Origin of the sequence: Candidatus Frankia nodulisporulans, from assembly GCF_902806475.1 — a bacterium.
Taxonomy (GTDB): Bacteria; Actinomycetota; Actinomycetes; order Frankiales; family Frankiaceae; genus Frankia; species Frankia umida.
This window is the reverse complement of sequence record NZ_CADCWS010000116.1, coordinates 1-12,537: the sequence shown is the minus strand read 5'-3', so window position 1 is coordinate 12,537 and position 12,537 is coordinate 1. Positions and strand designations below refer to the sequence as shown.

Below are 12,537 nucleotides of genomic sequence, written 5' to 3'. Positions count from 1 at the left end.
CACGACGTCTAACACGGTCACGACGTCGGGCACGGTCACGATGCCGGGCGCCGCCGCCGGGGGATCTAGACGGTGCGGTTGAGGCCGGTCAGGATCCAGCCGAGTTTGCGCCAGGTGGTGGGGCCGCAGACGCCGTCGTCGGGGATGCGGCCGAACCACTGCGACGCGTACCGCTGCAGGGAGGCCACCCGGGCGGTGGTGCGTGGCCCGTACGTGCCATCCGGGGGCAGCCGGTTGGGATCGCCGGTGGGTGCCTCATGGCCGAAGGCGATGTTCAGCGCGTTCTGGAGTTCGGCGACGTCCGGGCCGGTCATGCCCTCGCGCAGGGTGGGCCGGCCGGCGTAGCGGTCGCGGGGATCAGCGGTGAGGGCGGTCCGGCCGGTGGCCAGGGAAAGGATGTCACCGCGGCGGTTCGCGCGAATATCCCCAGGGCATTCATGGCCGCCCCAGGCGGCGCCTCCCCATCCGGTGGGTGCCTATACCGTGGCCGTCCGGCGAGTCGGTGATCTCCGCTCGCCAGCCGAACTCCTGCATTCCCCAACGGAAGAGTTCGGCCAGTCGGGTGACCTGAATCGGGGTGTAGTCCTCGGTGGGGTATCCCTCGCATTCGCACGAGATCCAGTACGGATTTCCGGCGGCCTGTGCCCATGCCCGTTGGTCACATCGCACGTACTGTTCGAGGTCTCCGTTGCGGGAGAGCCACAGATGTGAGCTGACCTGGCTGGTCGAGCTGTCGAACCAGGAGAACAACGAACCGTTCCCGACCTGGACGTGGGGGATGAGGCCACGGGTGGGTTGCACCATCAGCCCAGAGGTGTTCCGCACGGGCCGGTACCGCGCCGGCGGATACAGGGTCGCCGCCATCGTCAGCAGCCCTTTCGCGCACAGCTGTCGTCACGCCGGGTTGTTGATTGGAAACTCACGATGCCGGTTGCTTCCTCTTCGTGCGGGTGTGGTCGCATCGGCCGATGCCGTCCCGTTTCTATCTGGTTCGCCGCGCGAGCCGGGATACCCGGGGTCCGTAGATGTCATTCCGTGTCCGTACAGATCCATAGCGGGACCATTCGGTGGCCATCGGTGGATCTGGGGCAGGATGCCCGGCTCGCCCGGTCCGGGAAACCTGTCCGTCGGGCGAAAGCGGTTCCCGTCCTGGTTGGGGCGCCTAAACTGCCGCACTGTGCCCAGTGACCGACCCACGAGCGTGGCCATCGTCGCGGGAACACCGCCGAACGCGGTGCTCGAGCTGCGCACGACGGTGTTCGTCGACGAGCAGGGCGTGCCGGCCGAGCACGAACTGGATGGTCGAGACGGCGACGCCGACCACGCTGTCGTGTTCGACGCGGCGGGCCGGGCGCTGGCCACCGCGCGCCTGCTGGACCCGGGGCCACGCACCCTCGGCGCGCAGCCGGTGGGCGTCATCGGACGGGTCGCCGTCGATGCCGCATGCCGCGGGCAGGGCCTCGGTCTCGCCGTCACCACGGCGTTGACGGAGCGAGCCCGCGAACGTGGCCTGCCCGCCGTGGAACTGCACGCCCAACTCCAGGTCGCCGACTTCTACGCGCGGCTGGGCTATCGCGTCATCGCCGAACCCGATATCGAAGCCGGCATAGAACATGTCTGGATGCGCCGCGACCTCGCGCCCGGACTGCGTCAGGCCCGCGCCGAGGACGTTCCCGCGCTCCGCAGGCTGATGGACGTGGGCAGGCTGATGGACGTGGGGCAGCCCGCGGCATCGGGCATCACCCGGGCGGCGGCACCCGGCGGGCCCGCCCACCCGCCTCCGGTCGGGCAACCCCACCTGGCGGCACCCGGGGGGCTGCCGCACGCGATGTGGATGATCCCGGGACGGGCGGACGATCCCGCCCCGGCCGGGCGGGTGCTGGCCTGTGTCGCGGTGCGCCGCCACGAGGAGCCGGCCGGGCATCCGGCGCCGTCGGTGGCCGAGGTGACGGGGCTGTTGGTGGCGCGGTCAGCGCGCCGGCAGGGCCTGGGGACGACCCTGGTGCGGGTGTGCGAGCGGGCCGTCCGACAGTGGCGGACCAGTCAGACGCGGACCGGCCCGCCCGTCCGGCCCGCGCTGGCCCCGCCGGCAGCCCCGGTGGCGCAGGTGGTGTTGTGGTGCGACGAGCGGTCCGTCGCCGTCCACCGGTTCTGGCGGCGGCTGGGGTACGTCCCCACCGGACGATCCCGGGCTTGTCCGAGTGCTGTCGCCGTGGTCGAGATCGAGCTTCGTCGATCCGGTGCCACACCGGCTACCCGGCCGGCCGGCGCGGCCGTCGGCATCCTGACCGTTCACCTGGCACAACGCCGGATCCCACGGTTCGGCGATCCGGACCGGACACGGACCGGTGTTCGAGGAGCGGGCCCGGTTTCCGGACGTGAACCCGCGATCCGGCCGAATGCGCGGCCCTGTCCGGGGGGCGTGGCCGAGACGAATCACCCCGCCGGCGCCCAACACATCGCCAACTACCGCTATCCTTGCGACCGATTGCTGTTGTATTTACGGGAATCCCGCTCCAAAGGAGCGGAAACAGGTGTGTCGGTACACGTGGACCGTCGCGCCGACGGGCGTTGGGTGCCCGGGTTCAACAAGGAGGCATTCAATGCCGTTTGCCGTGTCGTCGCGTCACCGTCGCAGGCCGGATCAGCCTGCGACGGGCGTGGCATCGCAGGATTCCGTCGACATCCATGCCCCCGGCCAGGGGTTTCGGGCCGCTGGCCGGTTCGGAGTTCGTGCTGTGGGGCCGTCCGGGGGGGCGCCGCCGGGTCCGCGCCATGATGGCCGCGACGGGCACCGCGCTCACCCTGACCGGGCTGGTCGCGCTGGGGGGTGCGGCACCCGCCCAGGCCGGCGGGGAGAGCTGGGCCCAGTGCCCGAGCAACGAGGTGATCAGCATCACCGCACCGCCGGAGCCGGGCTGGCCGTCCGACGGGATGACGCTGCTGGCCGCCGGTTACTACGCGCACATCGCGCAGGCCTGGCCGCCCACCACCTCGCTGCTGTGCCGCACGAAGGCCGGGCGTGGTGCGCGGTGGGGCAGCCGCCGATCAGGATCGAGCAGCTGAGCTGCCCGAACGGTCAGGTGACCTTCGGCGTGCCGCGGCCGAAGATCGCCGGTGGCAACGGTGTGGATGGTCCGCCCGTCCGGTGGGGCACCTACCTGCCCGAGGGCTGGTACGACCTGTCGGCCACCGCCAATGATCCCGGCTGGACGCCCGTGTGCTGGTCGCAGACCAACCGCACGGCGACCAGGCCCGCGCCGGCTCCGGCGGCGGCCCCGGCTCCCGCCGCCAGGCCAGCTCCCGCCGCCAGGCCGGCTCCGGCTCCGGCACCTGCTTCGGTGCCCGGCCACCTCGGCCGCCCGCGCGCGGGCCAGCTGACAGTCGGTTCCGCCGATCAGCGGCCGGCCGTCCATGGCAGCGAAATCAGCTGTGGACGGCCGGCCGCGGGCGATCAGTAGCGGGCGATCAGTAGCGGTAGTGGTCCGCCTTGTACGGGCCTTCGAGCGGCACGCCGATGTAGTCGGCCTGCCGCTTGGTGAGGGCGGTGAGCTTGACGCCCAGCGCCGACAGGTGCAGGCGGGCGACCTTCTCGTCCAGGTGCTTGGGCAGCACGTAGACGCCGACCGGGTAGCTCTCGGTCTTGGTGAACAGCTCGATCTGCGCGATCACCTGGTTGGTGAAGCTGTTCGACATGACGAAGCTCGGGTGGCCGGTGGCGCAGCCGAGGTTCATCAGGCGGCCCTCGGCGAGCACGATGATCGAGTGCCCGTCTGGGAACACCCACTCGTCGACCTGCGGCTTGATGTTGATCTTCTCGATGCCGGGGGTCTTCGCGAGACCGGCCATGTCGATCTCGTTGTCGAAGTGCCCGATGTTCGACACGATCGCCTGGTGCTTCATCGCGGCCATGTGGTCCGCGCGGATGATGTCGAAGTTGCCCGTGGTGGTGACGAAGATGTCGGCGATGCCGACCACGTCCTCGAGGACGTCGACCTGGAAGCCGTCCATCGCCGCCTGGAGCGCACAGATCGGGTCGATCTCGGTGACGATGACCCGGGCGCCCTGGCCGCGCAGCGCGTCCGCACAGCCCTTGCCGACGTCCCCGTAGCCGGCGACGACGGCGACCTTTCCACCGATCAGGACGTCGGTGGCCCGGTTGAGACCATCGATGACCGAGTGGCGGCAGCCGTACTTGTTGTCGAACTTCGACTTCGTCACCGAGTCGTTGACGTTGATCGCCGGGAACGCGAGCGTGCCGGCCTTCGCCATCTCGTAGAGCCGGTGGACGCCGGTCGTCGTCTCCTCGGTGACGCCCTTGATGGTGCTGGCGGCCTCGGTCCAACGGCCGGGACGCTCGGCGATCGTGCGCCGCAGCGTCTCGAGGATGATCGCGTACTCCTCGTTGTCCGACGGGTCGGTCGCGGGTACCGCGCCGGCCAGCTCGAACTGCGCACCCTTGTGGACGAGCAGGGTCGCGTCCCCACCGTCATCGAGGATCATGTTCGGGGCGCCACCGTCCGGCCAGGCCAGCGCCTGGTCGGTGCACCACCAGTACTCCTCCAGGGACTCGCCCTTCCAGGCGAAGACTGGGACGCCCTGCGGGTCGTCCTTGGTGCCGTTCGCCCCGACGACGACCGCGGCGGCGGCGTGGTCCTGGGTGGAGAAGATGTTGCAGGAGACCCAGCGGACGTCCGCGCCGAGGGCCACCAGGGTCTCGATGAGCACCGCGGTCTGGATCGTCATGTGCAGGGAGCCCATGATCCGCGCGCCCGCGAGCGGCTGGCTGGCCGCGTATTCGGCGCGTGTGGATATCAGCCCGGGCATCTCGTGCTCGGCAAGCCGGATCTCTTTGCGGCCGAACTCGGCCAGCGCGAGATCCGCGACCTTGAAGTCGAAACTCATGCCCTCTCCTTCGACGCTCGGATGGCTGCCGAGCCTGGGGAATCGGCGTCTCGTCGCCGAGAACACCTGACCTGAGCGTGCCACATGCCGAAGGCGGAGCGAAGACCCGGGCCAGGGTCATTCACCCCGTCACCCTCTGCTCCCCGCTTTTACCGTCCGTCACCATTTACCGTTCCCGGACGGTCATTACCGTTTCTGGGGGACGATCGGAGGGCCGGACGCCGCGGCCGGGCCGGCGGCCGCGGCGGTGGAAGCGCCCTCGGGGGTACCGCCGGGGGTGGTGCCGGCGGAGCCGCGGTGGACCCAGTGGTGCTCGTCCGCCCAGACGAGCAGCGGGGGCAGGACGACGAGGGCGGACAGCAGCGCGACGGCGACGTTGAGGGCGACCAGAAGCCCGAAGTCGCGAAGGAGGGGCAGGGAGCTGAAGGCGAGGACGCCGACACCGATGACGGCGGCCAGGGCCGAGACGGCGAAGGCGCGTCCGGTGCGGCCGGCACTGGTCTCCGCCGCCTCCCGGGGCCCAAGGCCACGGGCACGTTCCTCAAGGTGACGATAGATCGGCAGAGTGGTGAACTCGGTGCACAGAGCGACGATCAGCGGCCCGCTGACGGCGGTCAGCGGGCTGAGGTCGACTCCGATGGCCAGCGCGATCAGCGAGCTCAGGCCGACGGCGATCAGGACCGGCACGAGCGAGAGCACCGCCCGGACCAGGCTGAGATGGCACAGCAGCAGCACGAACACGGCGATGAGCGCGTAGTAGGTGAGCTGGGTGCGGTTGTTCTGGAAGGACGCGACCAGGCCGGTGCCGATCACGGCGAGGCCGGACGGGGCCGCCGTGATGCCGGCGGGCGGATGGGTGTTCGCCCGGATGTCGTTGACGACGGCGGCGCGGCGTTCCAGCGAGCCCGAGCCCGTCCGCAGGACGATGTTCATGGCGCCCATGTCAAGGTTGACGGTGCTGCGCTGGATGTCCGGCGGGGCGACGGCGTAGGCGGCGCGGATGTCCTGGCCGGTGGGCATCACGATCGAGGTGTTCGGCACCTCGAGCAGGTAGCTGACGATCGTCACCAGGCTGCTGGCGTCGACGAGGTCGGCCGAGTGCGTCGAGAGCTGCCGGTTGGCGAACTGGCCGACGAAGGACGCGGTGGCGTCGTCGAAGACGTTCGGCGAGCGGACGAAGACCCCGAGCTCGCTGGCCGAACCGGCGCGCGCCCGCAGAGTGCTGATGTCCTTGATGACCTGACTGTTCTGGTTGACCCATTTCTCCGGGTCGGTCTGCACGGTCAGCTTGCCGTCCGCGACGATGCCGCCGGCGAAGATGGCCACCGAGGCCAGGACCAGCGGGATCGCGGTGATCTGGGGCAGCCCGCCGAGGCGGATGATCGTCCGGCCAAGGGGGCCGTGGGTGTAGTCGCCCGCGGGTGTGGGGCGGTGGCGCTCGCTGGTGTCCAGGGCGAGGACGAGGAGCAGGGCGGTGGCGATCACGATGACGGGCAGGCCGATCGCGAGCAGCGTGCCGAAGTCCCGGATCATCGGGACCTCGCTGAACTGCAGCGCGCAGAACGACAGCACGGCGGCGATGGTCGCCACCAGCAGGGCGCGGCGCAGTCCCCGCCACGCGGCGGCGACCGGATGGCCGCGGCGGTCGAGCTGCGACTCCTCCTCGATGCGGCTGTGCAGCTGCACGGCGAAGTCGATGCCGAGCAGCACCGGCAGACCGGCGATGGTCACCACCGACAACGGCACCCCGATGTACCCGGCCAGGCCGAACGCCCAGATCAGGCCGACCGCGACGACGGCGAGGGGCAGCAGGCGGAACCGGACGGCGAACGCGGCGAGCAGCAGCCCGGCCATCAGCGCCAGCGAGATCACGCCCAGGGTGAGGAAGCCACCCCGCAGGTAGTTGTTGATGTTGCGAAGCAGGGCCGGTGAGCCGGTGGTCAGCACCGACGCGTGGTCGAAGGTCTCGCCGGCGATGGCCCGCTCGACGACGTGGGCACCATCACCCTGTTCACGCAGGGACGCGTTGCCGGTCAGCCGGCTGATCATCTGCGCCGTCGAGGTGGACGGGAAGAACGGGCGCAGCGACTTGCGGATCGCACCGGTGTTGTCGTGGAGCAGGACGTCGATCCAGGCGGGGTTGCCCAGCGTGCGGGCGGTCACCGGGATGGCCTGGACGCGGCCGAGGGTGCGCAGCGAGTCGGCGAGGCGCCGGTCGGCCGAGCCCCTGTCGGTGTCCCGCGCCTGCGCGCCGAGCAGCATCTTCGCCGCCGGGCTGGTCAGCGGGTCGCCGCCGGTACCGCGCACCAGGTTGTCGGTGAACTCCAGCGCGGTCAGCGGGGTGATGACCGAGGAGATGTGCGGGTCGGCGTCGAGGTCGCGCTGCAGCTTGCGGAACTGGGCGATGTTGCGTGGGGTGAACAGGTCCGCGGTGTGACTGCCCGGCGCCACCGTGAACAGCGTGATCATCGCCTCGCCACCGAACAACGACTGGTACTCGACGTTGTCCTTGGCGATGCGGGAGTCACTGTTGAGATAGTTGTCCTGGCTGGTGGTGAACTCCAGGCGGGTCAGGCCGAAGCCGAGGATCGCCGTGACGATCAGGGCCGCCACGGCGGCGAGACCGGTGCGCCGTCCGGCCGACCCGCTGCCCGCGGCCGACCCGCCTGTCGAGACCGGCGCGGCTGTCGAGACCGGCGCGCCTGTCGGGGCCGGCACACCGGGTGGGGCGGACGCGCCGAGTGGGGCCGGCGAGTCGCCAGCCGAACTGGTGTTCTGGGACATCAGGCACGCTCCGGAGTCAACAGTGGCCCCCGGAACAGCGCGCACTGCGACATCCGGTCCGACGGCGTACCTCAGGATGTATAGCGTAGGTCACATCGCGGGCGGGAGTCCCGGGCATCAATCTTTTCCGACTTCTTTTTGTGTCTGTTCAGACACGAGATGTAGTTCTATGCGGATAGTTCGCTGCCATCGATATACGCGGCGCATCCTATCGTGCCCTCATACGGCCTGAAGGTGCCCCCCATGCGAAAGCGGTGGCGCTGTGCCACCACGTGACCCGTCCCTGCTGCCAAGGGCGCCAGCCTCGGCCCGCGGTCGGTCGCGGATGGACCCTCGGGCCGAGACCGTAAGGCCTGCGGGGCCGAAAGCGTGCTTTCCGGGGCGCCTTCGGGCCGCCGTGGGGTGCCATGGGCCGCGTGCGGGCGGCGGGCGCCAGGTCGTGACTGTGAGTGGGTAACACCTGGCCGCGCCGTGGCGGATCGGGTCGCGCGTGGGCCGCGAGTCGGGTCGCACCGTGGGTGCACTTTGGTGGAGAGGGGTTCACATCCGGGGATCTCGCCGGAGTCGGGAATCCGACAGGGTGAACCAACCAGGCCGCGTCGTCCCGGAATCGATGATCTCTGGTTCCTCGTTGTTAATCTGCGGGTAAGCGGGGAAAAGACGACCTGGACAGTTCGCCCTGTGTTGGACGCATCGGGCATGCGGTGATGGGCGGAAGTCGAGGAAAGATCCCGGACTGAGCCGTATCTCACACGCGGTTCGCTGTCGCCCTTACCGATCGGTCGGTAGGAACGAAGAGGCAGGTGAACGGGACGTGTCCTGATGGGGAGGCGCGGATGCTGCGGAGCTGCAGATGGTGAGCGCAACGGGCCAGGTGTTCCCGAACGAACGGCACCAGGGTGGGCGGGTCGTTGACCTGCTACGGGCGAGTTGTTTCGTCCTCGGTCAGGTAGTTCTGCTGGGGTCGCTGTACGTGCTGTACGACCTCGGTCGCCACCTCGCTACCGGTCGTGAGCTGGAGGCGCTGCGGCACTCCGTCGACGTCTGGAACCTCGAGCGGCTTTTTGATCTCCCGGATGAGGCTTCGCTGCAGGCGTTGGCGATGCGTTCCACCCGGCTGCTGGAGCTGGCGAACCGCTTCTACGTGACCGTGCACTTTCCCGCGGCGATCACGTTCCTGCTCTGGGTTCTGCTCTTTCAGCGTCACGCCTGGCGCCGGGTACGGACTGTCATTGCCGTCTCCACCGGCGTGGCCCTGATGATTCACATCGCCTATCCGCTGGCGCCACCGAGGTACCTGCCGCGCGTACTGCCCCAGGTCAACCTGATCGACACCGGCGCCGTGATCGGCCCTTCGCCCTACGGCCCCCACGACACCGTCGCCAACCAGTACGCGGCGATGCCGAGCCTGCACATCGGATGGGCGATCCTCGAGGCCTGGGGCGTGATCACCATTCTGCGCATCCGCGCCCGATGGCTCGCGCTGATTCACCCGATCATCACGACCATCGTGGTGGTCATCACCGCGAACCACTACTGGCTGGACGGCATCATCGGCGGCGGCCTGGTCGTGGCGGCGGTCCAGCTCACCCGTCCGGAGGTGCAGTCCCGGATCCGGCTGTGGGCGATCATGCTCCACCTGCCGGTCGGCGCACCGTCGGCGGCCGTGGCAGGCAGCGGTTCGGCGTCGTCCCCGCTGCCGTCGCCTCGCCGGCCGGCCTCATCCACGTCGACCGTGACCAGTCGAACCGCGATGTCCGCCTCCGCCTCGGCGGCCGCGACCTGCGGCCCACCCTCCGCTCCACCACCGACATCGGCGGAATCACCCTCGGCGTCCACATCGTCACCGTCCTCCGCGTCGATGCCGTCGACAGCTGAGCCGGTCAGACGGGTCGACTCGACGGGCCCGGCAGGCTAGACCGCTGTCCATGTGTGCTCGGGACCTCAGGAGAGCCGCTCGATGATCAGGGCCATGCCCTGGCCGCCGCCGATGCAGGTGGTCTCCAGGCCGATCGTCGTGTCGGTGGTGCGCAGCCCGTTGACCAGTGTGGTCAGCAGGCGGGCACCGGTCATGCCGAACGGGTGGCCCAGGGCGATGGCGCCGCCATGCACGTTCAGTCGGTCGAGGTCGATACCGAGCTGACGGTAGGACGGGATGACCTGGGCGGCGAACGCCTCGTTGATCTCCACGAGATCGACGTCGTCAATGGTCATCCCGGCGCGGGCCAGCGCCCGTCGGGTGGCCTCGACCGGACCGAGGCCCATGATCTCCGGTGACAGTCCGCTCACACCGCTGGCTATCACCCGGGCAATCGGAGTGATGCCGAGTTCCCGGGCCCGTGTGTCACTCATCACGACGACGGCGGCGGCTCCGTCGTTCAGCGGGCAGGCGTTGCCCGCGGTCACCGTGCCGTCCGGGCGGAACACCGGGTGCAGTGCCGCGAGGGCCTCGAGGGTGGTGCCGGGGCGAGGGCCGTCGTCGGCGTCGACGATCGTGCCATCGGGCAGCTGCACGGGGGTGATCTCCCGCTTGAAGAAGCCGGCGTTGATCGCCTTCTCGGCGAGGTTCTGCGACCGGCAGGCGAACGCGTCCTGCTCGACCCGTCCGACCCCGGTGAGCTGGGCGACGTTCTCCGCCGTCTGCCCCATGGCCATGTAGACGTCCGGGAGTTCGCCCCGACCGCGCGGGTCGGTCCACGGGGGGGCGCCGCCGCCGGCCCGGGCGGCCGTGTGACCCTGCGCGCCGGCATAACCGGGATTCTGCGTGCCGGGCAGGTTGTCGCTGTTACCGCGAACGTATCCGCTGACCACCTCCACACCGGCGGCGACGAAGACGTCCCCCTCGCCGGCTCGCACCGCGTGCATCGCCATCTGGATGGCCTGCATCGACGACGCGCAGTAGCGGGCGACGGTCGTGCCCGGCACGTTGTCGAGCCCGAGGGTGACCGCGACCACGCGGCCGATGTTGTGGCCCTGTTCGCCGCCCGGCAGACCACAGCCGAGTATCAGATCATCGATCTGGTTCGGGTCCAGCACCGGGATCTGGTCGAGGACGGCTCGCACGATCGTGGCGGCCAGATCGTCGGCCCGCAGACCCCGCAGGGAGCCCTTGAACGCTCGTCCGATCGGCGAACGGGCAGCGGCGACGACGACTGCGTCGGGCATGACCGACCTCCCCATCCTTGCCTGACCCGTCGGGTGGCACCGGGTCCGGCCGCTCGTCCTCGGCGCTGTGTTCGCGTGATTGCGGACGGACGGAACAAATGATCGAAACTGTAGCGCGATGGCCACTCCTGGGTCGCCTGACACGAGCCCGGGGGACGCCACCTGCCCGGCTGCGATCTACCCTCAACCGATCGGAACGGAACGAATAGGACCGCTGTCGGACCACTTGCGGATCATTGATGGGGCCAGTAAAGGACAACTCGCCCCACCCGCCCGCCCGGCCGATTGACCGCCCGACCGGCCGCGCCGTCGGACGTCGCACGCAGGCGGACGGACGCGGTCGCCGATCGGTGCGGGCGCGGGGCCCGGCCGGGGAGGACGCGCGGAGGGCGTGGGCGATGGACATCGCGTTTGGTGCTGGTGCTGGTGCTGGTGCTGGTGTCGAGGCGGTGCGGGCAGCGCGGTGCGCGCGGGAGCTCGCCGGCTGCGCGGCCGAACTGCGCCGGCAGGCGTCCGAGGCATCGGCGATCGCGGAGACGCTGGTGGGCGCTGCGCTTGTTGGGACGGACGTGCCGGCCCGGTCGGGTGAGGGCCGCGTGTCGCGGAGGGGCTCCCCACTCACGGATCGGCTGCGGGCGGCGATGGCGTCATGGCGCGAGCAGTTCGCCCTGAGCGCCGAGGCACTGCACGGCCTGGCGAGCCGGCTGGACCAGGTGGCCGCGGCCATGACGGTACGGCAGCCGTGGCCCCCGCCGCCGCCGGCGATCGCGGCGGCCAGAGTCGTGGCGATGCCGTGGCCCGTGGTGACGGCCGTGGCGTCGCGACCGACCGTGACACTGGAACCGACCGTGACACTGGAACCGGCAGGGGCATCGGAACCGAACGGGGTGATCATGCTGATCCCGGACGAACTGACGGTCTGCGCCGCTCGGCTGCGTTCCGTCAGCGGGCGTGCCAAGGCCCTCGAACGGGCGGTGGCTGGATCGATGGGTCGAGCCGAGCAGGTCCTGCGCGACGCCGCGACGCCACGACCGATCACACCGATGTCGGTGGAGGTGTTGCGGGAGACGACCGGACGGGGGCTGCGGGTGGCCTCGGTGGGGGCGTTCGCGGCCGCCGTCGATCTGGAGGGCAGGCTGGTTCGGCTGGCCGACGGGCCGTTCGCGTCCCGGCCCACGCCGGCCGGTGCGGGTTCGGCGCTGGCGATCGCGGCGGGGCTGCTGGCGGCGGTCGATGCGACCACCTCGGGGCGGTCCCGGGGTCGCTCGGCCGCGGCGACGCTGCGCGCCACCCGGGCCGCGCTCGCTGGCCTGCCACCGGTGACACGGGCGGCGGTGATCAGTCAGCTGCGTGGGGCCGGGCTCGCTGCCCTTGGCGCGCAGGCGCGCCGGCTGCTCGCGGCTTCCAGTCGGCTGGCGGATCCGTCCGAACTGGGCACTGTGGCGCAGGCGGTCGAGCTGGCCGGGCTCGCCGATGACCTGCTCGCGTCCGCGCCACGCGAGATGATCGACGAGCTCGTCCGGGCGCTGCCCTGGCTCGAGCCGGAGCCACCGACCGTGCCCGCCACCTTGTCGGCGTCACTGTCTCCGGCCCCGCGACCGGCCGGGACGCCATCGGCGCCGGTGTGGGCGGATCGCTCGTCCGAACCGTTGGTGCGCGACGGGATCGGGCCGGACGACGGCG

At 70.5% G+C, this 12,537-nt stretch carries 7 protein-coding genes and 2 pseudogenes; 5 read left to right on the top strand and 4 right to left on the bottom strand.

Annotated elements, in window-relative coordinates; genetic code table 11:
* Positions 1 to 65: 65 nt before the first annotated feature.
* Positions 66 to 864 (bottom strand): annotated as a pseudogene (locus G6R24_RS12225) (peptidoglycan recognition protein family protein).
* Positions 865 to 1,201: 337 nt separating this feature from the next.
* Here G6R24_RS12225 and G6R24_RS12220 point away from each other — a divergent pair.
* From G6R24_RS12220 to G6R24_RS12210, 3 genes are read left to right on the top strand one after another with little or no spacing between them, the layout of a single operon-like run.
* Positions 1,202 to 2,779 (top strand): GNAT family N-acetyltransferase, encoded by a 1,578-nt coding sequence (locus G6R24_RS12220; protein ID WP_225438448.1) that lies wholly within the window; start codon positions 1,202 to 1,204, stop codon positions 2,777 to 2,779.
* Positions 2,776 to 3,066, top strand: a complete 291-nt coding sequence (locus G6R24_RS12215; protein ID WP_163549374.1) for a hypothetical protein — start codon at positions 2,776 to 2,778, stop codon at positions 3,064 to 3,066. Before G6R24_RS12220 ends, G6R24_RS12215 begins: the two co-directional genes overlap by 4 nt.
* Positions 3,033 to 3,461, top strand: coding sequence for a hypothetical protein (locus G6R24_RS12210; RefSeq protein ID WP_163549373.1), 429 nt, complete (start codon positions 3,033 to 3,035; stop codon positions 3,459 to 3,461). Before G6R24_RS12215 ends, G6R24_RS12210 begins: the two co-directional genes overlap by 34 nt.
* 7 nt (positions 3,462 to 3,468) lie before the next feature.
* Here the strand turns inward: G6R24_RS12210 and ahcY are convergent, their stop codons facing one another.
* Positions 3,469 to 4,905, bottom strand: coding sequence for an adenosylhomocysteinase (gene ahcY, locus G6R24_RS12205; RefSeq protein WP_163549372.1), 1,437 nt, complete (start codon positions 4,903 to 4,905; stop codon positions 3,469 to 3,471).
* A 186-nt stretch (positions 4,906 to 5,091) separates the two neighbouring features.
* Complete coding sequence (locus G6R24_RS12200; protein WP_163549371.1) at positions 5,092 to 7,689, bottom strand: efflux RND transporter permease subunit; 2,598 nt, start codon at positions 7,687 to 7,689, stop codon at positions 5,092 to 5,094.
* An 853-nt stretch (positions 7,690 to 8,542) separates the two neighbouring features.
* On the opposite strand from G6R24_RS12200, the gene G6R24_RS12195 reads away from it, so the two are divergent.
* Complete coding sequence (locus G6R24_RS12195; RefSeq protein WP_163549370.1) at positions 8,543 to 9,607, top strand: phosphatase PAP2 family protein; 1,065 nt, start codon at positions 8,543 to 8,545, stop codon at positions 9,605 to 9,607.
* Positions 9,608 to 9,633: 26 nt separating this feature from the next.
* Here G6R24_RS12195 and G6R24_RS12190 read toward each other — a convergent pair whose 3' ends face one another.
* Positions 9,634 to 10,854, bottom strand: a complete 1,221-nt coding sequence (locus tag G6R24_RS12190; protein WP_163549369.1) for an acetyl-CoA C-acetyltransferase — start codon at positions 10,852 to 10,854, stop codon at positions 9,634 to 9,636.
* 398 nt (positions 10,855 to 11,252) lie between these two features.
* Here G6R24_RS12190 and G6R24_RS12185 point away from each other — a divergent pair.
* A pseudogene (locus G6R24_RS12185) lies at positions 11,253 to 12,537 on the top strand (hypothetical protein); the annotation flags it as partial.